This is a genomic window from Paenibacillus sp. MMS20-IR301 (assembly GCF_032302195.1).
In the GTDB taxonomy this organism is placed as follows: Bacteria; Bacillota; Bacilli; order Paenibacillales; family Paenibacillaceae; genus Paenibacillus_AQ.
Window position 1 is genome coordinate 4,190,171 of the sequence record NZ_CP135275.1, and the last position, 20,452, is coordinate 4,210,622.

A 20,452-nucleotide genomic window follows, 5' to 3' on the forward strand; every position below is an offset into this window, starting at 1 on the left:
AGCATTTTCAAGCGGAATTCCGCTGTCCGCTGCCTATTTTCACAGCTTTTTCTGCTGAACTTCCGGCGCTTGCTTGTTACGCTCTATGCTGATTTTTGATACAATGAAAAGGTTCATGAAAGGAGCTGCACATGTCTAATTTATTACAGAGTTCTTCTCCGCTTCTGTGGGGGGATAAACGTTTCCATACCTGGAACTATGAAATGCGCGGGGAGATGGATACCAAGGTGTTCAAGGTTATGCTTGATGCCGGCTTCACCTGCCCGAACCGTGACGGTTCCATTGCCAAAGGAGGCTGTACCTTCTGCAGTGCCAGAGGGTCCGGGGATTTCGCCGGAAGCCGCCGGGATGATCTGGTTACCCAGTTCAACAAAGTACGCGACCGCCAGCATCTGAAATGGCCGAACGCCAAGTATATCGGATACTTCCAGGCCTATACCAACACTTATGCTCCGGTAGAGGAGTTAAGGGAATATTATGAAGTTATTTTGCAGCAGCCGGGGGTTGTAGGCCTCGCAATTGCCACCCGCCCGGATTGCCTTCCTGATGATGTGGTCGAATATCTTGCAGATTTGAACAAACGCACTTATCTGTGGGTAGAGATGGGGCTGCAGACGATTCACCAGTCCACCTCCGATCTGATCAACCGGGCTCATGATACTGCCTGTTATATAGAAGCTGTTGCGAAGCTCCGCAAGCACGGCATCCGTGTCTGCACCCACATTATTCACGGCCTGCCGCAGGAGACTCATGAAATGATGCTGGAGACCGTCTCTGCTGTTGCCGCCATGGGCGTGCAGGGCATCAAAATCCATCTGCTCCACCTCATGCGCAAGACGCCGATGGTGAAGCAGTATGAAGCCGGGCTGCTGCGCTTCCTGGAACAAGGCGAGTACGTAAAGCTTATTGCCGACTCCCTGGAGCTGCTGCCGCCGGAGATGATTGTCCACCGCCTGACCGGCGATGCCCCGCGCGAAGCCCTGATCGGCCCGATGTGGAGCCTCAAGAAATGGGAAGTGCTGAACGCGATCGACCAGGAGCTGATTGCCCGCGACTCCTGGCAGGGTAAGTACTGGAGGAAGAGCTGATGGGCTTCATGTCCGTGCTTAGCTTTGCCCATAAGCTGACCGAAGGGCGCCTGTCCTCCGGCGGGCTGGCCATCGATGCCACCGTAGGCACAGGTAGCGATACCCTGTTCCTCGCCAGGACGGCCGGGCCGCGCGGCGGAGTCTACGGCTTCGACATCCAGCCTGCGGCGCTGGAGCTTGCGGAAGAGCGCCTGCGGCTGGCCCGGGAGGAAGCGACGGCTGCGCTGTCTCCCGTAACCCTGCTGCAGCAGAGCCATGCAGCAATGGCTGAAGACGTTCCGCCCGGCTGGCGCGGAACGGTCTCGGCGGTGATGTTCAACCTCGGCTATCTGCCCACGGGCGATGCCGATAAGACCATCATCACCGAGCCGGCGAGCACGCTGGCCGCGCTGCAGGCGGCGCTCGCGCTGCTCCGTCCGGGCGGGATCATCACGGCCGTGCTGTATCCCGGCCACGCGGGCGGCGGCAGTGAAGCCGCCGCCGTAGAAGCCTGGGCCGCGGGCCTGGCCCAGCAGGAGGCGCAAAGCATCGTGTACCGCCAGCTGCAGCGGGCCTCCGCCCCTTATGTTGTGGCTGTAGAGAAGAAAAAAGGAGCTGATCAATCATGGCAGTAACAAAGATGGAGCATGTCGGAATCAAGGTAGACAAGCTTGAGCGTTCGCTGCAATTCTACCAGGAGGTCATCGGCCTCACGCTGCAGGGAATAATCGGAGAGCCGGAAGACGGGCTGCGGCTGGCTTTTCTCAGTTTTCCCGGCCAGACCAGCGTAGAGGTTGAACTGATCGAACGGGTATTTGAAGGTCTGCCGCAGGAAGGCAGGGTCAGCCACACCGCATTCACAGTCGACAACATTGATGAAGAGCACAGCAGACTTGCCGGGCTCCGCATCCCTGCCCTGACCGGTATCTCTACACTTGCTAACGGCAGCCGCTACTTCTTCTTCGACGGGCCCGATGGGGAGAAGCTTGAATTCTTCCAGTCCACACGCAATTAATTAGCCGCATTTACTAATTCTATAATTAGAAAGGAAGATCTTGTAATGACCAAGCCATATCCTCTGAAGTTTCAGCCGGAGTTCAAAGAACGTGTCTGGGGAGGCCGGGCGCTGGAAAAATTCGGCCTGGAGCTGCCGGAAGGCCACATCGGTGAAGGCTGGATGATTGCCGACCATGCGAATGGTGTCTCAACCGTAGTTAACGGGGAACTGGCCGGACAAGGCCTTGATGCCATCCGGGAACAGCTTGGAGCAGAATGGTTCGGCAGCAAAGGCAATGCGGAGGGCGGCGGAAGATTCCCGCTGCTGATCAAGCTGCTCGACTGCAACGACAACCTCTCTGTACAGGTGCATCCTACGGATGATTATGCCGGACTGCCAAAAGGCGAACTGGGGAAAACTGAAATGTGGTATGTCCTCGATGCCAAACCGGGAGCCAAAATCATCTACGGCCTGAAAGACGGTGTAACCCGGGAAATGCTGCAGGAAGCGCTGGAAACCGGAACCGTTATGGACAGCCTGCAGGAGATTACGGTATCGGCCGGAGACTCCTTTTACATCCCTGCAGGTACGGTTCACGCCTTGTGTGCCGGAGTGGTTGTAGCCGAAATCCAGCAGAATTCCGACACTACATACCGGATTTATGACTATGACCGGCCGGGTCTTGACGGCAAGCCGCGTGAGCTGCATATTGAGGATTCCCTGAATGTTACGGCCTACGGGGGTGCAGGTGCGACTTCAATGAAGACAGACGGCGCTGTGGCCGGAGAGTGGCTGCAGATTGCCTCCTCCCCGTACTTTATCGTAGAAAAAGGGGTGGTCTCCGGTGAATGGCAGCTTGCTACCACGGAGGACAGCTTCACTATCCTTGTAATCTGTGAAGGCAGCGGCCATCTGATCTGGGAGGGCGGCTCCCAGCCTTATGCCGCAGGTGAATGCTATCTGCTCCCTTCCAGCCTCGGCGCTTACAGCATCGAAGGCATGTCCACCGTGCTCCGCTCTTATTTGCCTTAAGCTGCAGCCTTTCTGCAGCTCAGTTTTGATAAATCTAACTTGGCCTAACCTGTATAAGACGCTGAACTTAATGATCAGGAGGACAGGCGATGCGACAGAACACCTTTACCATGACTGACCCCACCGGTGTCCTAATCCATGTCTACGAATGGCTGCCGGATACGGAAGCAGACGCCAAGGTCAGAGGAATCGTGCAAATCTCCCACGGGATGTGTGAAACGGCTGCGCGGTATGCACGGTTCGCAGAAGCACTTACCTCTGCCGGCTATGCAGTCTATGCTAATGACCACAGGGGCCACGGCCTCACCGCCGGCAAAATCAATCTCCTCGGGGATACCGGGGAGAACGGATTCTACTGGATGCGGCGCAATCTGCTGCAGCTTGCAGCTATTGCCTGCTCCAGGCATGAGCATGTACCGATTTATCTTCTGGCCCACAGCATGGGCTCCTTCCTGGCCCAGAAGCTGATGTGTGAGGAAGGCCATGACATTTACAGCGGCTTCATCTTAAGCGGCACTAACGGCCCCCGGGGGATGCTGAAGCTGGGGGAATCCTTATCGGCAGTGCAATTAAGGCTGCAGGGTGATCATCACCGCAGTGTCCTGTTAAACGGAATCGTCTTCGGTGCGTATAACCGTTCCTTCTCTCCGGTCAGGACTGCCTTTGACTGGCTGTCCAGCGACCCGGCTGAGGTAGACCGCTTCATTGCCGATCCGTATTGCGGGGCAATCTGCACCACCCGGTTCTTCCGGGACTTCTTCCACATGCTGCGGGAGCTCCACATGAGGCAGACGCTGCTCACCTTATGCCACAATAAGCCTGTCTACCTGTTCTCCGGGGAGAAGGACCCTGTGGGCATGAACGGCCAGGGGGTGAAGCGCCTGGCTGAGCTGTACCGGAGGCAGGGGCTGCAGGATGTGGAAATCAGGCTGTACCCTGAAGGCAGACACGAAATGCTGAACGAGGTTAACCGTGACCAGGTGACCGCAGATGTGCTGGACTGGCTCGCCCGCCACCTTCCTGCCGGATCGCTGAGGCTGCAGCCGGCAGCCCGTTAAGGTTTAACCGCTGCAGCGGTCAACGGTCTATAACAAAGAAAAGGCACCCGTTAAATACGGAGTGCCTTTTCTTTGTTATAGGCAATAATTGAAGCATGCGGAATATCGCCTATCTCGCCTACCAGAGTGCGGAAGGCCATGCCGTGACCGGTAATGATTATTTTGCGATAATCGAGATAACGGTCAATTACCTGCTCCACGCGGTTCTTCAGCAGCTCTCTGGATTCCCAAAGCTTGGCTGCTCCCGGAGGATAGACGCCCTGATGTGCAACATAATCATTTCCGAGCTCGGTCAGCCGCTGCACAGAAGCGTATTCAAAGCTTAAGTCCGGCTGCCATTCCCGCAGGTCGAATTCAATCCTGATGTGCAGGCCAAGCTCCTTGGATAAAATTGCTGCCGTTTGCAACGCCCGTGGGTACGGTGATGAAACAATGATTTCCGCATCCTGCAAACGTTCATCCCCGGCTGTCAAATATACCTGCTGAACTCCGGTCTCGGTAAGAGGTACCAAATCCCGGCCATGCCCTTTTAACCGGTATTGCTCATTGATCCCCCAATCCGGTTCACCATGGCGGATCAGATAAAATTGCGTCATGCGTACACCCCCTGTCAGTCTTTCATATCTGTGCCTTGCTCAGGCAGAGGGAACTGCAGGCTTAGGAGCCAGCTTATACTGTAAAATCATTTGCGGGCCTTTGCTTCCGCTGCGCCGCAGCCCGTTATCCTGAAACCCTGCACGAAGATACAGCTGCCGGGCAGCCGTATTGCGCTCATTTACGGCCAGCACAATCTGCTCCGCCCCGGGATATTGGATACGGACGAAATCCGGCAGCACCGCACTATGATAATCTTCAAAGAAATTAGCGATGCCTGCTCCGGGGGCAGGTTGAAGTTCAGCAGTGACGAAACGGATTGAAGACTACACGGGCAGCGCATAATACTGCGCCCGCTGGCTCTCGTCCTGCTGATACAGCACGATCAGCAGCGTACGGCCATCGCCGGCGCCTGGGTGCGGATCGGCCATCGCCGGAGCTGCGCCCTCGGCCAGAGCAACGGCCGCATGTCCTGCAGCCGGCTCCGCTCCATCCCCGCCGGACCCGCCGTCCGCCAGGCCAGCCGCCGGACTCTCCACCTTACCCGCCGCCTCAGACTCAGCAGCGGCAGCAACAATTCCGTCAAACCGCAGCCCGCTAAGCGACTCCAGCACCGGTTCAAGCCGGAACGGCAGCACATCGAGCACGATGTACTTTTGCAGCTCGCGCTCGCTGAGGCCCGCCTCGGCCAGCCTGGCCGAGAGCAGCTCCGGCTGCCGGGCAATGTGCTGCAGATGCTTCGCCCACTCCGACTTATCAAGGACATCGTTCCACCAGATTTTGCGCGGCTTGTACTTATGTCCAAGGAAGTAATCCAGCTTCATCAGTCCGGTGATGATATCCATGGAGCCAGTGCCCCGGTCCGTAAGGAAATCCTGCAGCCGGGTGAACAGATCCTCCAGCTGATGCCCGATCTTCTGCCAGCCCCGTTCTTCCCAGTAGTCGCCGAACTCCTGGAAGAAATCGAACGGCGAAGGAAACACATGGCGGATCAGATATTTAACCGCATGATCCATCCGGTGGCTGTTCCAGTACTTCTCCAGCACATCCTCCAGCCGCTTCAGGCGGATGATGTCGGAGAACGGCATCACATGGCTGCTGAGAATTTCGTAGGGCGCATTCTCCATATACGTATAATCGTATTTGGCCGCCTGGGCGCGCAGCCCGGTGCCGCGCAGCATTTTGAGGAAACCCAGCTGCAGCTCCTCCGGCTCCATGGCGAACACATCGTTAAAAGTCTTGCGGAAGGTGGAATAATCCTCCATCGGAAGCCCCGCAATCAAATCCAGATGCTGGTCGATATTGCCGCTGGCCTTGATCTTCATCACGGTACGGGAGAGCTTCGCGAAGTTCTGGCGGCGCTTGACCAGCTCATTCGTCTCATCATTGGTCGACTGCACGCCGATCTCGAACCGGAAGATACCCGGAGGCGCATTCTCGGCAAGAAAATCAAGCACCTCAGGCCGCATAATATCCGCCGTAATCTCGAACTGGAACACGCAGCCCTGATGATTATCGATCAGGAACTGGAACATCTCCATCGCGTAATTCCGGTTAATGTTAAAGGTCCGGTCGAGGAATTTGATAACCTTGGCTCCGCCCTCAATCAGATAGAGAAGATCTGACTTCACCCGCTCTATGTCGTAATACCGCACGCCGACTTCGATACTGGACAGGCAGAACTGGCAGTTGAACGGGCAGCCCCGGCTGGTCTCAAAATACACAATCCGCTTGCTCAGCTCCGGCAGATCATCCGCGAACCGGTGCGGAGTCGGCAACGTATTCAGATCGCTTTTGGGACGGGGAGGGTTGACGATCAGCTCTTCGCCCTTGCGGTAAGCAGCCCCATATACAAAGTGATACTTGTGCCCGTCCCGGATCTCCTGCAGCAGATGATGAAACGTCTCTTCCCCGTCACCGTTAACCACAAAGTCGATTCCGGCTTCCCGCTTCATCCAGTACAGCGGCTCATAGGATACCTCCGGCCCGCCGAGCACGATCTTCACCTCCGGCAGAACCTGCTTCAGAATCGCGACCAGCTTGACTGTCTCCTCGATGTTCCAGATATAACAGGAGAACCCGATCACATCCGGCTGCTTCTGGTACAGGTCAGACACGATATTCATCAGGGGATCTTTGATGGTATATTCCGCCAGTACGATATCTTCAAATTCATGCTCACTGTATGCCTTCAAGAGCCGGATCGCCAGCGACGTATGAATATATTTGGCGTTTAATGTGGCCAGGATGATTCTCATGCCTTACAACCTTCTTTACATTTCATTTTGAAAAAACTCCAGGAATGCCTTGCCGTACTTCCGGTATTTCACTTCGCCGACACCCTTCACCCTCAGCATCTCCGCTTCCGTCTGCGGACAAACCACGCTCATCTCACGCAGTGTAGCATCGTTGAAAATGATATAGGACGGCACATGCTCGCGTCCCGCCAGCTCGCGGCGGATCAGCCGAAGCTGCTCGAAGACGGTCTCGTTCACGGCAGATGGTGAGTGGTCGCGCGTCCGGCTGCGGTCCCGCGTGCCGGAGGTGACAAGCGTACGGGCTACACGCTGATGAACCTCACGCTGGCCCCGCAGCACCTCGGCAGCCAGCGGCTGCAGCCGCACGACAGGGTACTGCCCTTCCGATAAGGACAGGTAGCCCTCCGAGATCAGCACATTGATGCTCTCGGTAATCTCCTTCTCCGTGCGGGTGGACATCGCGCCATGGGTCGGCAGGTTCTCGAAGCCGTACTGCAGCACCTTCTGGTTGCGCGAGCCCTTCAGCACAGAAGATACCAGCGCCACACCATAGCGCTCACGCATGCGGTGAATGCAGGAGAAGATCTTCTGGGCGTCCACGGTCATATCGATTAGCTCACGCTCATCCGTACAGGAGCTGCAGATGCCGCATAGCTTGTCCTCATGCTCCTCGCCGAAATAATCCAGCTGCGCACTGCGCAGGCAGCGTGTGGTATAGCAGTAATCGATCATCTGCTGCAGCTTGCGGTATTCATTGGCCTTGCGCTCCGGGTCCTGCGGGTTCTGCTCAATCAGGAACTTCTGGGTCATAATATCCTGGGCGCTGAAGAGCAGAATACAATCACTCGGCTCGCCGTCACGCCCGGCGCGTCCGGCCTCCTGGACATAGGCCTCCATATTCTTCGGCATGTTGTAGTGGATGACATACCGGACGTTCGACTTGTCAATTCCCATCCCGAACGCATTCGTAGCCACCATGACACGGATATCGTCATAGAGGAACCCTTCCTGGCTGTCCGCCCGCTCCTGATCATTCATCCCGGCGTGGTAACGGCCGGCAGCAATGCCTGCCGCCTGCAGCCGCTGATAAAGATCATCCACCTCTTTGCGGGTGGCGGCATAGACAATGCCCGGCTGGTTCGCATGCTGCGCCGCATAATCCATTACGAATTCGCGTTTGTTCTCGCCGCGCAGCACGGACATGGCCAGGTTATCCCGGCCGAGTCCGGTCATGAAGACGCCCGGTTCACGCAGCCGCAGCAGCCGGACCATATCCTCCATAACCTCCGGTGTAGCTGTGGCCGTGAACGCGGCCAGTATCGGCCGCTGCGGCAGCTCTTCGACAAACGGAGAAACCGCCAGATAGCTGGTCCGGAAATCATGCCCCCACTGCGAGACGCAGTGGGCTTCATCGACAGCGACGCAGGAAATGGGCAGGCCTGCCATCTCCAGGCGGAACCAGTCCAGCTCCAGCCGCTCCGGCGCAACGTAGAGCAGCTTGAGTTCGCTCCGGCGGGCGGCGCGGATCCGCTCATTCACTTCCTTGCCGCTTAAAGTACTGTTGATATAAGCAGCAGCAATCCCCGCTGTAGTGAGCGCATCCACCTGATCCTTCATCAGGGAGATCAGCGGCGATACGACCAGCGTAAGCCCCGGCAACAGCAGCGCCGGAACCTGGTAACAGATCGATTTGCCGCCTCCGGTGGGCAGGATGCCCAGCGTATCGCGGCCTTCGAGCAGATGCTTCACAATTTTCTTCTGGCCTTCCCGGAAATCGGGGTAGCCGTAATATTTCTGCAGGACCGCCTGCGCTTGTTCCATCATGTTTTCTTGCATTTTCATATCGCTTCGGACTCCTTAACACTTTCTATCTTTTAGTTTACCGGGCAACCCGCTACGAAAGCAACCGCCTGAAGCAACTATCCTCATGCAGCTTTTGGGTCTACCGCAGCAAATTTACATAAAAATCCGGCTTCCAAGCAACACTTAAGAGAAATAGATTCAAAGCGCCCCGGAGAGGAGGCTATCCCTTTGGCAGCCTGGAAAGAAAAATATAATACTTACCTGCAAAAACAACAACATCAGGCTATTAAGGAAGAGCATACAAACAGCCGGTTAACCGGCGGGCTGCAGGAAGACCTGCAGCGGCTTATGGCCGCCCTTGGCGATAACGGCGACCTCGTCGTGCGCGACTTTCTGCTCTTCGGCAACCGCCCGGCTGCGATGATCTTCTTCTCCTCGCTGGTGAGTGCGGAGCAGATCCGTGAGCATGTGCTTAAGCCGCTGATGGCCCCGCTGCCGCTTCACCAGGATCTTCCTGAGCCTGGTCCGGCAATGGCGCATTACATCTGGAGTACAGCTGTCCAGGTTACTGAAGGCAGGGCGGCAGCTGATATCGCCGGGCTTCCTGAATCAGCTGTGAAGGGCGAGCTGATTCTGCTCATTGATGGTGTCCCGGAAGCACTTCTGATGGATATGCGCCAGGTTGAGCTGCGCGGCGTGGAGGCCCCGCAGACCGAGCAGGTTATCCGCGGCCCCCGCGAAGGCTTTGTCGAGAAGCTGGAGAACAATCTCTCCCTTCTCCGGTACCGGCTGCAGAGCAACGATCTCCGGATTGAGATCAGTCCCGCCGGAGCCCGCACCCAGTCGAGGATTGCGTTATGTTATATCGAGAGCATCGCCGACAGCAGGCTGATTGCTGAAGCAATGCGCAGACTTTCACTGATTCATACCGACGGCATTCTCGATGCGGGATATATCGAGCAGTTCATTGAGGACCAGCCGCTCTCCCCGTTCCCCCAGGTACAGAACACCGAACGGCCGGACAAGACCGTTGCCGCTCTGCTGGAAGGCCGCTTAGCAATCCTTGTTGACGGTTCTCCCTTCGCCCTGATTATTCCGGCCCTGTTCAACCAGTTCTTCCAGACCGTGGATGATTACACAGAGCGCTTCATTATGGGCAGTCTGATCCGCATGATCCGGCTGATTGCGCTGGCTTGTTCACTCTTTTTCCCGGCGCTGTATGTTTCTGTAATCTCATTTAATCCTGAGCTTATGCCTACGGATTTCGCAGTTGCCATTTCCGGGGGACGGGCCGGTGTACCCTTTCCGGCAGTGCTGGAGGTGCTCATTATGGAAGTGTCGATGGAGGTGCTGCGTGAAGCTACCATCCGTCTTCCGCAGATGATCGGCGGGGCCTTGTCTATAGTCGGCGTCCTGGTCATCGGGCAGGCAGCGGTAGGAGCCGGACTGGCGAGCCCGATCACAGTGGTTATTGTGGCGCTAACGACCATCGGCTCCTTCGCCACACCAGCTTATAATGCGGCGATTGCGCTGCGGATGCTGCGGTTTCCGCTGATTATTTTGGCAGGCATGTTCGGCCTCTACGGTGTAATGATCGGGACGATTCTCATTCTGAACCATTTGCTGTTTCTGGAGTCCTTCGGCGTTCCATACATGTCCCCCTACATTCCGGGCAAATGGCGTGACCTCAAAGATACCCTGGTGCGTGTGCCGCTATGGTGGATGCGCCGCCGTCCCAGCTTCCTCCATGCAGAGGATAAAGACAGGCTGGCCCGGCAAGTTCCTTCAATATATGAAGACCAGATTCTCAGGCAGGAGGGCGAGATCCGTGAACAATCCCCGGCAGATCACAACACTGCGCGCAGCAGCCGTGATCAGTAGCACAATTATCGGTGTCGGAATCTTGAGCTTCCCCCGTTTTATGGCTGCCGCCGGAGGCAGCAGTGCACCGTTCATCGCTTTTTGCGGTGTGGTGTTCTCTTTCCTATGCTACTGGCTGCTTGTCTCTCTGTGCCGGCGTTTCCCCAAAGACTCCCTGTTCGTGTTCAGTAAGGCTCTGATCGGCCGGCACCCGGCTACTGTCTTCACCGCAGTAATCATGATCATGTTCATTATGCTGACAGGTCTGACTGTACGCCAATTCGGGGATGTGGCCACTACGGTGCTGTACAAAAAAACACCGATCGAAGCGACGATTTTCCTGATGCTGCTTACCTGTCTGCTCTCCTCCCGGCGCAATATCGTGAAGTTCTCCTATATTCATTTCTTTTATCTGCCGCTGATTATTAGCTCTATCCTGGTGACCATTCTTATCTCACTCAAAAGCGTCGATCTGCTCAATCTGCAGCCTGTCCTGATGACCCCTACTCCTGAATTCTGGAAAGGTGTGCGGGAGGCCAGCTATCTGTTCCAAAGCTCCTTTGTGATTGTGCTGCTGATTCCGTTCATGGAAAAGCCGGGTCAGGCTGTCCGGGCAGGTGCTCTGGCTATAGTTATCTCCGGGGCTATCTATGTGCTGATCGTAATTGCTTCTGTCGGGATGTTCGGTTCCGAAGAAACCAAGCTGCTGATCTATCCCACGCTGGAAATGGCCCGCTCCACCGCCTTCGGCGAGGGCTTTCTTGAACGGCTGGATGCTCTTTTCATGATTATATGGGTCATTTCGGTCTATACGACGGTGTACACCACCTACTATATTTCCGCCTATCTGCTGCAGGTCCTATTCGGCTTCCGCGATCAGCATATGGCTGCAAGCCTGCTGCTCCCGCTGATGTTCACCCTGTCCTTGCTGCCTTCAAACGTGTTCGAATCCTATCAATGGGCACTGCATCTGGGCAATGCCGGAATGTTCCTGCTCTTGGGTTATCCGCTGCTCCTGTGGTCGGCATATCTGATCCGGCGGTTCCGTAAGGAGGCTGCTTCATGACAAAAAAGTATTCTTGTTCAAGGAATGTTATCCTGTTCCTGCTGCTGTCTCTTGTTGTCCCGCTGCTCGGCGGCTGCTGGGATCAGGTTGAGATTGAAGACCGCGCACTCGTGCTCGGCTTGTCCATTGATACAATATCCGCAGCGGAGGCGGAGAAGGAAGACAAGGTCACCCATGGCTATGCAGATAATCTGCCTGCAGAACTGATCAGTGTGACTGCACAGATCGCTGTTCCCGGCAGAGTTCCCCTCGGCCCCGGCAACGGCGGAAGCTCCGGCAGCGGCAACGTCAGCCCGGTGTGGGTGGTAAGCGTAAAGGGAATTTCCCTCGACGATGCGATGAATAATCTGCAGCAGCAGATCGCCGATCCGCGTTATCTGGTTCACCTGCGGATTATCGTAGTCAGCGAAGCTGTCGCCCGGGGCCGTCTTGAAGAGCTGAATGATTATCTCCGGCGTAATCCGGAAATCCGGCGCAGAACCTGGCTGCTGGTCTCTGAAGGCAGAGCTTCGGCATTTATGGATGTGAATCCGCCGCTGCAGCGTGTCCCGACGCTCTATATTTTATCGATGATGGAGAAAGCCGTCGCCTCCGGCAAGTTCCCGCGCGATTATATCGGCACCTTCTGGTCAGCGGACTCCAAGTGGGGGCAGAGTGCCTACCTTCCTTATGTCGCCCTGCGTAATAAAGATAATATTCTGATTGAAGGACTGGCCTGCTTCAGCGGAGGCCGGATGGTCAGCAAGACCACCCCGATTGAGATCGGGGGATTCATGGCTATGCAGGGAATGGACCCGGGCGGTTATTCCACACTGTTCAGAACAGGCAGACTTGGCATTGTAATGACCAAAATCAACGAAAGATTCACCCGGACCCGAAGCTACATTAAGAACGGCAAACCGCATCTGTCTTACCAGATCTTCCTGGAAGGCGACCTAGACGAGCATTACGGCAGTGATATCCCGGTCAATTCCTCTGCCAGGCTGCATGAGATTGAGGCGGATTTCGAGGAACAGATTCAGAGTGTGCTGACCGGTCTGGTGAAGCAGACCCAGAAGGAGCGCTCGGATATTTTTGGCATGGGCGAAAGAATCCGCAGCCATCACCCCGCATACTGGAAAGAGCATATCCATGATAAAAGCGACTGGGAGAACATGTATAGCAGCATTGCGGTGGATATCAAGATGACCCTGCATCTGCGGCGGATCGGGCTTAAGGATCAATAATCAGCTGTCACGGGAAAGGAGGCCCTCATGGTTCGCGTATTCGGAAGTATCGCTTGTGTGCTGCTGGTCTCTGCAGTGCTGCTGCTGACGGTGGATTGCCGCATTTACAGCAGCCGGGGCTGGCTCAGGGAGAAAAAATATGCCAAAGTGCTGGGCTGGAGCTACAGTATTCTCTTCCTGCTCATCCTTGCCGGGCTGCTCATTTATGTCTAGCTGTTCACCTGCCTTATGCCCGTTGCAGTGCCCCCGTTCCATGCGCTCTCCGTGGTATTTCTTCACGGCCCGTGGTATATTGAGGAGTACCCTATTAGAGGACGGAGAATGTTGTCATGAACACAAGAAGAAATCCCAAATCGGCCCCGGGACGCAGCGCGAAACCCGCAGCGGCTTCCAAAGCGCAGCCGAAGGCAGGAACCAGAAATTCGGGGACTAAATCTCTTAACCATAAGCCCGGACTCAGATCCGGAGCAGCGAACAAGCCGGCAGCCGCGCCAAGACCCTATACGGTAGCCGAACCTGCTGAACTGCTGCCTTTTCTGCTGGACAAGATTACGGGCAAGGGGCGGAATGCCGTCAAATCGATGCTTTCCCGGGGGCAAATCTCGGTGAACGGCAAGCCTGTAACACGGCATGACCATCCCCTGCAGCCCGGTATGACCGTTACTATTGACCAGGAAAAGCATGCTGAGGCCAAAGAGCTGCTCGGCCTGACCATTGTCCATGAGGATGATGATATCATCGTCATCCAGAAGGATGCCGGGCTGCTGTCGATTGCTACCGGTGAGGACAATGAGCTGACGGCTTACCGCCAGCTGATGGAGCATGTCCGCCTCGCGGGTCCGAAGAACCGCGTGTTTGTTGTACACCGGCTGGACCGTGATACTTCCGGCGTGATGATGTTTGCCAAAAGCGAAGCTATTCAGCAGGCCCTGCAGAACAGCTGGAAGGAAACCGTCAAGGAGCGCTCCTATATTGCACTCGTGGAGGGTGCCGTTAAGAAGCCGGAGGGCACCATCACCTCCTGGCTCAAAGAAACCTCCACGCTGAAGATGTACTCCAGCCATCATGAAGGGGACGGGCTGCATGCCGTAACCCGTTACAAGCTGATTCAGGCGAACCGCCACTTCTCCCTGCTGGAGGTTCACCTGGAGACCGGACGGAAGAACCAGATTCGTGTGCATATGTCAGACATCGGTCATCCGATTGCCGGGGACAAGAAATACGGCGCGGAGACCAAGGCTGTAGGCCGCCTCGGCTTACATGCCCGTGTGCTCTCGTTCGTTCACCCGACTACGGGGGAAGTGCTAACCTTCGAAAGTCCGATTCCAAAGACATTCCTGAAATATACTGCACCAGCGCCTAGCAACTGATCGAGGCCGGCAGAAGCGTTTGTCTGTTAATCATCCAACCCGATCCGGAGGAGGCTGATTCAAGTGGAGTTTACTACGGTTACTACACAGCAATCGCCACAATAAGCGGCGGTTACCTATACAATTAGATCACAACATATAGAGAGCCGCCGCACCTCCAGAAGGGCGGAATGTATTTATGGCTAATTTTGAACTTATTGAGCGACTTCCTACGGTAGGGGAGCATGCTGCACTATGGGCAGCTGTAGGCTGGGGAACCGTGAACCAGGACATGAGCGCTGCCTCGCTAGGCGGCTCCGTGTATGGGGTGGTGATCCAGCATGAGGACAGGATTATCGGCATGGGCCGGATTGTCGGAGACGGAAGCATGTATTTCTACATTCAGGATGTGGCCGTGCTGCCGGAATTCCAGTCCCGCGGAGCCGGACAGCAGATTGTGGAGCAGCTGCTTAAGTACATTGCTGCCCATAGCCGGCCGGGTGCGGGTGCGTTCACCGGGCTGTTCGCCTCACACGGCAACGACTCCTTCTATGAACGCTACGGCTTCCGCAACCATGCCCCCGGCATGACCGGAATGTTCAAGGTAATGGAATAGCTGCGAAGCTGCCCCGCTGTGTTTCGGCGGGGCAGCTTTTGTGTGTATTACCTCGCCGGTTGGGTGGATTGTCTAATACACTGGGCGAATTCAATAAAACACCATTGACGGGATACCTCTCCGGCTTGCTTCCGCCGGATTTAGGGGCACTTCTGCCCCTATTCCCAGCCATTTTCCCGTTTTAGCTGAAATCAGGGGCACTTCTGCCCCTATTTCCGGCCATTTGCCTGTTTTAGCTGAAATCAGGGGCACTTCTGCCCCTATTTTCAGCCATTTGCCCGGTTCGGCTGAAATCAGGGGCACTTCTGCCCCTATTCCCAGCCATTTTCCCGTTTTAGCTGAAATCAGGGGCACTTCTGCCCCTATTTCCGGCCATTTGCCCGTGTCCCGGAGATGATAGAGAGAAAAGTGCCTGCGTGCCGGGCCGGGACGGACACCAGCGTCGTTATTCTGCTAGAAAAGTGAAGATAGTACATCAAAATTGGCCAATAAGGCCGTGGTGTCAGCAAACCCGTCAAGTGGAACAAGAACGGGCGGATAAGGGCAGTGATATCCGGAGTACCTGAACTCTCAGATGTACCAAAAGTATCCAAAGCACCCGAAGTGTCTGCCAAACGGTGTTTGCATTCGACTCGGAGAGTTAATATTTCTTCCTCTATATTCTACTCTTAAGCCACATTCAGATGTACTTATCTAGAGCTTTTGAACCGCCGCAATCCTAGCCTGCTTCCGCGGATAATAGTGGGACTTTTCACTTTATTTTATCCATTTGGCCCGCTTCCGCCGATAATAGAGGGACTTTTCACTTTATTTCATCCAATTGGCCTGCTCCCGCCGATAATAGAGGGACTTTTCACTTTATTTCATCCAATTGGCCCGCTTCTGCCGATAATAGAGGGACTTTTCACTTTATTTTATCAATTTGGCCCGCTTCCGCCGATAATAGAGGGACTTTTCACTTTTATCCTCACTAAAAAGCCCCCTCGGATGTTCAGGGGGCTCTAGAGATTTCTATAGATGCCCATAGCATCTTCTTCTTCATTCTTCATTTTTCATTCTTCATTCTTTACTCTTTACTCTTTACTCATCATTCATTACTTGTCACTCTCCGCTTGTCACTCTCCAACCACTACTATCCACTCGCTAACCCTCATTAGCCACTCTTGACCAACATTCATCCCGGAACCGCAGCCCGGGCAGCCTACTCCAGCTTGCCGCCTTCTACTACCAGCTCATCCGTGTAGCCTTCTCCATATACCTCATTTAAGGTATCTTTATAAGCCTGATGAATGAACTGCTCTTTACCGATGGTCTCAAGCTCCGTGTTGAGCCAGTTCAGCAGCTCCGTGTTGCCTTTGGCTACTGCAGGTGCAATCGTGTCCTGTCCGCCAAAGGCCGGGATACTTACCGTGAAGCCGGGATTGGACTTGGCCCAGGCAATCAGCTCGGTGTTGTCATTGGCAATAGCTGCGCCGCGCCCGTCCTTCAGTGCTGCAAAAATCTCGGTATACTGGTCAAATTTCAGCAGCTCGATATCCGGATATTCTTTGGTGAAGTAAGTTTCTGCGGTTGTGCCCTTGGCAACGATCAGCTTCTGGCCCTTTTCCTTCAGCTGGTCAATCGAGGTGATTGGCGCACTGTCAGGAGATACGATCCCGAAGGACAGCTTCATATACGGGTTGGCAAAATCAACCTTTTCTTTTCTTTCATCCGTTACAGTGAAATTAGCCATAATGATATCCACTTTGTTAGACTCCAGGTAGGCTACACGGCTGGCGGCATCCACCAGGACGAATTCCGCCTTGGATTCATCACCGAGGAGATCCTTGGCGAATCTTTTGGCGATATAGACGTCGAAGCCCTGATTCTTGCCGTCCGCATCCACATATCCAAACGGCGGTTTATCCGCGAAGACACCGATTCTAATCTTGTCATTCTTCTTCAGCTGTTCAATAGAAGCGAATTTGGAAGAGCCTGATCCCGCACTATTATCTTTGTTATCCGAATTTCCGCAGGCGGTCAAACCCACCAGCAGCAAACTGGCTGCCATAAGTGCCACTGCGAACTTTAATCCTTTTTTCATTCCTCTTCATCCCCTGTTTTCTATGAATTTGTTTGGTACTGAAATATATCCAGAAAGTGCTGGGCACGCTCTGTGGACGGGTGGGTGAAAAACTGCTGCGGCTCCGCGGTCTCGCAAATCCTTCCTTGATCCATAAACACAATCCGGTCACCTACAGACTTTGCAAAGCCCATTTCATGGGTAACAATAATCATAGTCATGCCTTGTCCGGCAAGCCCGAGAATGACATCCAGCACTTCACGGACCATCTCAGGATCAAGCGAAGCCGTTACTTCATCGAACAGCATAATCTCAGGGTTCATACACAGCGCCCGGACAATTGCAATCCGCTGCTTCTGTCCTCCGGACAGCTGCCGGGGATAGGCATCCTTGCGGTCAAGCAGTCCAACGCGGTCCAGTAACTGTTCAGCCTGCTGCTGCGCCTCCTTCGCTTCTCTCTTTTGCACTTTAAGCGGTCCAAGCAGAATATTATCAAGCACGGTCATATGCGGGAACAACTCATAATTCTGAAAAACCATCCCGATATGCTGCCTGATCTCCCGCCAATCCGTATCCGGCCGGGCCAGATCCTGTCCACGGTAGCCAATCTTTCCTCCCTGCACAGGCTCCAGCCCGTTAAGACATCGCAGGAGGGTGCTTTTTCCGCAGCCGGAGGGGCCAAGAATAACGGTCACTTCCCCCCTAGACACCTGCAGGTCAATACCGTCCAGAACCAGACGGTCACCGAAGCTTTTCTGCAGATCCTTAATCTCAAGCAATAATTCGCTGGTATTTGTCATGCTCACCGTTCCTTCCTATATGCTAATTCTGCCATCTGCGTTCAACTCTTCTGGAAAAACGGGATAATGGAAAGCATACTGCGAAATACAGGATGAAAATGAATCCATACACCCAGAACGAAGCGTTCGGTGCCTTGATCACCCCAAGCTCGATAATCTGCTGCCCGATCTTCACGACCTCTATGACTCCTATCAGCACAACCAGCGAGGTTGTCTTGATCATCCGGGTAGCCAGGTTAATCGCACCGGGCACCATTCTGCGGATAGCCTGCGGAATCAGAATGTACCGGTACAGCTGAATCCGGCTGAGGCCCAGTGCAGCCCCCGACTCCTCCTGATGCTTCGGCATGGACTGCAGCGCCCCCCGCACAATATCCCCGATCTCGGCTGCCCCCCACAGGCTGAAGACCAGAATGGAGGTTGCTTCGCCGCTAATATCGATATTTAACAGCGGAGTGAAGCTGAAATGTACAACGTAGAGCCAGACCAGAATCGGGATAATCCGGAATGCCTCCAGGTACAGCCGGAGCACTGCCTGCAGCGGCTTCAGGTTCAGCGTCCGGAGCAGCCCCATCAGAACACCCAGCACCGTCCCGATTACAATCGATACGAAGGAGATTTCAATGGTGACCAGCAGGCCGCCCAGCAAACGCTCCAAATTCGAGCCTTCAAACAGCACTTCAATTCCCGAATTCTGCATATCTTACCTTCCTTTCCAGCCAGCTCAGCACAATGGACAGAGGCAGCACCAGAATCAGATAGGCTAATACCAGCAGCAGCAGCGATTCCGCTGTTTTGTAATGCATGCCGATCAGATCCTTCGCCACATTCATCAGATCCATCAGCGCGATCGCTCCGACAATCGACGTTTCCTTCAGGAGGAATATCACATTCGCGCCAAGCGAAGGAATACTGATAGCAAAGGCCTGCGGAAGAATAACATATCTGGCCAGCTGGGTTCTGGATAATCCGATGCTCAGACCCGACTCTACCTGCGGCTTGCTTACAGCCTCCATACCGCTGCGGAAAGCCTCCGTCATATAGCTTCCCCCCAGGAACGTTAAGCCAACGATGGCACAGGTTACTTCACTCATCTTGAGGCCAACCTTGGGCAGACCATAGTATAGGAAAAATAACTGCACCAGCAGAGGCGTATTTCTCGACAGCTCGATGTAAGCCTGAATAATCAAGCTAAGCCCGCGCACCTTATAGTACAGAACAATACTGAAGATCAGGCCCAGCACAAGCGAGAACACAATCGCCCAGAACGCCAGCTTTACCGTCAGCCACATTGCATCACCGTAGAGGGGCAGGCTCTCCGCGATAAACTCCCAATCCAAATTCATTCCGGTTCACAATCCTTTGCCTGTAAATAAATATCGCTCACACATATGCAATACTAATAATTCGCATACGATAACCCCGTTTAACAAATGACAAATCCCCTTTTGCTTGTGCGCCTGGTTCATGCTCATGGTTATAGAAACAAGCAACAGCAGTATAGGTTTATGTACGATTGTCTAAGAGAATTATTAAAATTCTTACAAAAACCTCACATACTGTGGTAATCATCTTATTCACATAATACCTAGTTGTCAACTATGTTTTATTAAATTTCACACTTTTCGGAGGCATGGTACAATACAAGTAAACATAAGTAAACGTGAGAAGGTGCCGCTATTGTTCCATCCTACTGTCTTTGACAATATCAAAATTGCTTTGGAGAACCAGATTTACGACTACGATAACCTGGATGGAATACTTATGGTGACAGACCGCAGCGATGTGCTGGACCTCGCGCTGATGTCCCGGGAATTCAGCCTCGCGTTCAAGCTGACTGAAGGCCATAATGTGACTTCCGAGATTGTGCTGAAATCCTCCGTGAAGGAGCTGAGCGAGGAGATTCTGGCAGCACCGGGCGCGAATCCCGGCTGTATTCTTTTGTTACGCTTTTATATGGAGATTGAGGATGTCAATGAGCAGTGCCCGGCCATTGAGAAGCTGCTGATCTCTATATGGGGACCGGATTTCCAGCCTGTGCAATCCCTCAGCTTCCGCTACGGGCAAGGCAATGATACTTATAACTGCTGCATAGAACTGCAGTTCAAACGGCAAATTACCGAAGACCAAATGGAGGATCTTCCGAATCTCCTGCAGTTTCTGCTGCAGAGTGCCGGGGAGCTCGAAGAGGTCTAAATCACAAACGGGGTGAATGGTTCATGAACTTCCTGCCTCCTGCCCGGAACAGCCGCTGGTTCGCGTGGTATCCCGGTTATGCGTTGATTGTATGGCTGCTGCTGGTGCTGCACCGGTTCGTACTGCTTGGAAGTCCCTTCAGTCTTACACTCCTGGTACGCTGGGCTGTCCTTGCTCTCGTATTCTCCGGGATCATCAGCTGCTTCGGCTGGCTCGGCGCCCGGCTCGTGTGGATGTTCTCAACTGCCGGGCTTGTCCTGGGCATCATTCTGATGTACATCTATACTTACCGCGATATGTCGGGCTGGGAGGATCTCGCGGGCTTTCTTACTTTTGCCCTATTCACGGCGGGCGGCTTCGTTCTCGGATTAATCGTGGAAGCTGTCCTCCGGCTGGTAAGGTATTTACGCAAACACCGGGTCTGAATGTATACACTGCATACACTGCCCCCGCCGCCCGGGCTTACAA

General features: G+C 54.4%; 22 protein-coding genes. 13 read left to right on the top strand and 9 right to left on the bottom strand.

What is annotated here, in order from left to right:
• Window positions 1-131: 131 nt before the first annotated feature.
• From LOS79_RS17970 to LOS79_RS17990, 5 genes are all read left to right on the top strand, one after another.
• Window positions 132-1,088: a tRNA modification radical SAM protein MnmL/YtqA gene (locus tag LOS79_RS17970; RefSeq protein ID WP_315411430.1), complete on the top strand. Its 957-nt coding sequence runs from the start codon at window positions 132-134 to the stop codon at window positions 1,086-1,088.
• Window positions 1,088-1,702 (top strand): tRNA 5-(aminomethyl)-2-thiouridylate-methyltransferase MnmM, encoded by a 615-nt coding sequence (locus tag LOS79_RS17975; protein WP_315411431.1) that lies wholly within the window; start codon window positions 1,088-1,090, stop codon window positions 1,700-1,702. The genes LOS79_RS17970 and LOS79_RS17975 overlap by 1 nt, the downstream gene beginning before the upstream one ends.
• Window positions 1,693-2,082: a VOC family protein gene (locus LOS79_RS17980; protein WP_315411432.1), complete on the top strand. Its 390-nt coding sequence runs from the start codon at window positions 1,693-1,695 to the stop codon at window positions 2,080-2,082. The genes LOS79_RS17975 and LOS79_RS17980 overlap by 10 nt, the downstream gene beginning before the upstream one ends.
• 45 nt (window positions 2,083-2,127) lie before the next feature.
• Window positions 2,128-3,096: a type I phosphomannose isomerase catalytic subunit gene (locus LOS79_RS17985; protein WP_315411433.1), complete on the top strand. Its 969-nt coding sequence runs from the start codon at window positions 2,128-2,130 to the stop codon at window positions 3,094-3,096.
• Between the two features lie 89 nt (window positions 3,097-3,185).
• Complete coding sequence (locus LOS79_RS17990) at window positions 3,186-4,154, top strand: alpha/beta fold hydrolase (protein ID WP_315411434.1); 969 nt, start codon at window positions 3,186-3,188, stop codon at window positions 4,152-4,154.
• A 50-nt stretch (window positions 4,155-4,204) separates the two neighbouring features.
• Here the strand turns inward: LOS79_RS17990 and LOS79_RS17995 are convergent, their stop codons facing one another.
• The 4 genes from LOS79_RS17995 to recQ form a co-directional block, all read right to left on the bottom strand.
• Window positions 4,205-4,750: a histidine phosphatase family protein gene (locus tag LOS79_RS17995; protein ID WP_315411435.1), complete on the bottom strand. Its 546-nt coding sequence runs from the start codon at window positions 4,748-4,750 to the stop codon at window positions 4,205-4,207.
• Between the two features lie 39 nt (window positions 4,751-4,789).
• Window positions 4,790-4,990 (bottom strand): GNAT family N-acetyltransferase, encoded by a 201-nt coding sequence (locus LOS79_RS18000; protein WP_315411436.1) that lies wholly within the window; start codon window positions 4,988-4,990, stop codon window positions 4,790-4,792.
• A gap of 84 nt (window positions 4,991-5,074) precedes the next feature.
• Window positions 5,075-7,006, bottom strand: a complete 1,932-nt coding sequence (locus LOS79_RS18005; protein ID WP_315411437.1) for a B12-binding domain-containing radical SAM protein — start codon at window positions 7,004-7,006, stop codon at window positions 5,075-5,077.
• 15 nt (window positions 7,007-7,021) lie between these two features.
• Window positions 7,022-8,848, bottom strand: a complete 1,827-nt coding sequence (gene recQ, locus LOS79_RS18010) for a DNA helicase RecQ (protein WP_315411438.1) — start codon at window positions 8,846-8,848, stop codon at window positions 7,022-7,024.
• 189 nt (window positions 8,849-9,037) lie between these two features.
• Here recQ and LOS79_RS18015 point away from each other — a divergent pair, with 189 nt between their 5' ends.
• The 6 genes from LOS79_RS18015 (at window position 9,038) to LOS79_RS18040 (ending at window position 14,926) form a co-directional block, all read left to right on the top strand.
• Window positions 9,038-10,690: a spore germination protein gene (locus LOS79_RS18015; RefSeq protein ID WP_315411439.1), complete on the top strand. Its 1,653-nt coding sequence runs from the start codon at window positions 9,038-9,040 to the stop codon at window positions 10,688-10,690.
• Window positions 10,638-11,735 carry a GerAB/ArcD/ProY family transporter gene (locus tag LOS79_RS18020; protein ID WP_315411440.1) on the top strand — a complete coding sequence of 366 codons (1,098 nt, stop codon included), beginning with the start codon at window positions 10,638-10,640 and terminating at the stop codon, window positions 11,733-11,735. Before LOS79_RS18015 ends, LOS79_RS18020 begins: the two co-directional genes overlap by 53 nt.
• On the top strand, window positions 11,732-12,961 hold the full coding sequence (locus LOS79_RS18025; RefSeq protein ID WP_315411441.1) for a Ger(x)C family spore germination protein: 1,230 nt from the start codon (window positions 11,732-11,734) through the stop codon (window positions 12,959-12,961). Before LOS79_RS18020 ends, LOS79_RS18025 begins: the two co-directional genes overlap by 4 nt.
• 27 nt (window positions 12,962-12,988) lie before the next feature.
• Window positions 12,989-13,174 (top strand): CLC_0170 family protein, encoded by a 186-nt coding sequence (locus LOS79_RS18030; protein WP_315411442.1) that lies wholly within the window; start codon window positions 12,989-12,991, stop codon window positions 13,172-13,174.
• A 116-nt stretch (window positions 13,175-13,290) separates the two neighbouring features.
• Entirely contained in the window at window positions 13,291-14,331 is a 1,041-nt protein-coding gene (locus LOS79_RS18035) for an RluA family pseudouridine synthase (protein ID WP_315411443.1), read from the top strand.
• Between the two features lie 178 nt (window positions 14,332-14,509).
• Window positions 14,510-14,926 (top strand): GNAT family N-acetyltransferase, encoded by a 417-nt coding sequence (locus tag LOS79_RS18040; RefSeq protein ID WP_315411444.1) that lies wholly within the window; start codon window positions 14,510-14,512, stop codon window positions 14,924-14,926.
• 90 nt (window positions 14,927-15,016) lie between these two features.
• Here the strand turns inward: LOS79_RS18040 and LOS79_RS18045 are convergent, their stop codons facing one another.
• From LOS79_RS18045 to LOS79_RS18065, 5 genes are all read right to left on the bottom strand, one after another.
• Window positions 15,017-15,280, bottom strand: a complete 264-nt coding sequence (locus LOS79_RS18045; RefSeq protein WP_315411445.1) for a hypothetical protein — start codon at window positions 15,278-15,280, stop codon at window positions 15,017-15,019.
• 847 nt (window positions 15,281-16,127) lie between these two features.
• Complete coding sequence (locus tag LOS79_RS18050) at window positions 16,128-17,009, bottom strand: cysteine ABC transporter substrate-binding protein (protein ID WP_315411446.1); 882 nt, start codon at window positions 17,007-17,009, stop codon at window positions 16,128-16,130.
• 20 nt (window positions 17,010-17,029) lie between these two features.
• Window positions 17,030-17,788 carry an amino acid ABC transporter ATP-binding protein gene (locus LOS79_RS18055; protein ID WP_315411447.1) on the bottom strand — a complete coding sequence of 253 codons (759 nt, stop codon included), beginning with the start codon at window positions 17,786-17,788 and terminating at the stop codon, window positions 17,030-17,032.
• A gap of 22 nt (window positions 17,789-17,810) precedes the next feature.
• On the bottom strand, window positions 17,811-18,488 hold the full coding sequence (locus LOS79_RS18060; protein ID WP_315411448.1) for an amino acid ABC transporter permease: 678 nt from the start codon (window positions 18,486-18,488) through the stop codon (window positions 17,811-17,813).
• Complete coding sequence (locus LOS79_RS18065; RefSeq protein WP_315411449.1) at window positions 18,469-19,134, bottom strand: amino acid ABC transporter permease; 666 nt, start codon at window positions 19,132-19,134, stop codon at window positions 18,469-18,471. The genes LOS79_RS18060 and LOS79_RS18065 overlap by 20 nt, the downstream gene beginning before the upstream one ends.
• 325 nt (window positions 19,135-19,459) lie before the next feature.
• Here LOS79_RS18065 and LOS79_RS18070 point away from each other — a divergent pair, with 325 nt between their 5' ends.
• Both LOS79_RS18070 and LOS79_RS18075 read left to right on the top strand, forming a co-directional pair.
• Window positions 19,460-19,984: a hypothetical protein gene (locus LOS79_RS18070; RefSeq protein ID WP_315411450.1), complete on the top strand. Its 525-nt coding sequence runs from the start codon at window positions 19,460-19,462 to the stop codon at window positions 19,982-19,984.
• 23 nt (window positions 19,985-20,007) lie between these two features.
• Window positions 20,008-20,409, top strand: coding sequence for a hypothetical protein (locus tag LOS79_RS18075; RefSeq protein WP_315411451.1), 402 nt, complete (start codon window positions 20,008-20,010; stop codon window positions 20,407-20,409).
• The last annotated feature ends 43 nt before the right edge of the window (window positions 20,410-20,452 follow it).

What these genes read in the sequence shown, in the direction of transcription:
- recQ (WP_315411438.1), bottom strand. Translation starts at nt 8,848, where the DNA reads ATGAAAATGCAAGAAAACATGATGGAACAAGCGCAGGCGGTCCTGCAG.
- LOS79_RS17990 (WP_315411434.1), top strand. Translation starts at nt 3,186, where the DNA reads ATGCGACAGAACACCTTTACCATGACTGACCCCACCGGTGTCCTAATC.
- LOS79_RS18055 (WP_315411447.1), bottom strand. Translation starts at nt 17,788, where the DNA reads ATGACAAATACCAGCGAATTATTGCTTGAGATTAAGGATCTGCAGAAA.
- LOS79_RS18075 (WP_315411451.1), top strand. Translation starts at nt 20,008, where the DNA reads ATGAACTTCCTGCCTCCTGCCCGGAACAGCCGCTGGTTCGCGTGGTAT.
- LOS79_RS17975 (WP_315411431.1), top strand. Translation starts at nt 1,088, where the DNA reads ATGGGCTTCATGTCCGTGCTTAGCTTTGCCCATAAGCTGACCGAAGGG.
- LOS79_RS18065 (WP_315411449.1), bottom strand. Translation starts at nt 19,134, where the DNA reads ATGAATTTGGATTGGGAGTTTATCGCGGAGAGCCTGCCCCTCTACGGT.
- LOS79_RS17970 (WP_315411430.1), top strand. Translation starts at nt 132, where the DNA reads ATGTCTAATTTATTACAGAGTTCTTCTCCGCTTCTGTGGGGGGATAAA.
- LOS79_RS18025 (WP_315411441.1), top strand. Translation starts at nt 11,732, where the DNA reads ATGACAAAAAAGTATTCTTGTTCAAGGAATGTTATCCTGTTCCTGCTG.
- LOS79_RS17995 (WP_315411435.1), bottom strand. Translation starts at nt 4,750, where the DNA reads ATGACGCAATTTTATCTGATCCGCCATGGTGAACCGGATTGGGGGATC.
- LOS79_RS18060 (WP_315411448.1), bottom strand. Translation starts at nt 18,488, where the DNA reads ATGCAGAATTCGGGAATTGAAGTGCTGTTTGAAGGCTCGAATTTGGAG.
- LOS79_RS18005 (WP_315411437.1), bottom strand. Translation starts at nt 7,006, where the DNA reads ATGAGAATCATCCTGGCCACATTAAACGCCAAATATATTCATACGTCG.
- LOS79_RS18030 (WP_315411442.1), top strand. Translation starts at nt 12,989, where the DNA reads ATGGTTCGCGTATTCGGAAGTATCGCTTGTGTGCTGCTGGTCTCTGCA.
- LOS79_RS18035 (WP_315411443.1), top strand. Translation starts at nt 13,291, where the DNA reads ATGAACACAAGAAGAAATCCCAAATCGGCCCCGGGACGCAGCGCGAAA.
- LOS79_RS17980 (WP_315411432.1), top strand. Translation starts at nt 1,693, where the DNA reads ATGGCAGTAACAAAGATGGAGCATGTCGGAATCAAGGTAGACAAGCTT.
- LOS79_RS18040 (WP_315411444.1), top strand. Translation starts at nt 14,510, where the DNA reads ATGGCTAATTTTGAACTTATTGAGCGACTTCCTACGGTAGGGGAGCAT.
- LOS79_RS17985 (WP_315411433.1), top strand. Translation starts at nt 2,128, where the DNA reads ATGACCAAGCCATATCCTCTGAAGTTTCAGCCGGAGTTCAAAGAACGT.
- LOS79_RS18050 (WP_315411446.1), bottom strand. Translation starts at nt 17,009, where the DNA reads ATGAAAAAAGGATTAAAGTTCGCAGTGGCACTTATGGCAGCCAGTTTG.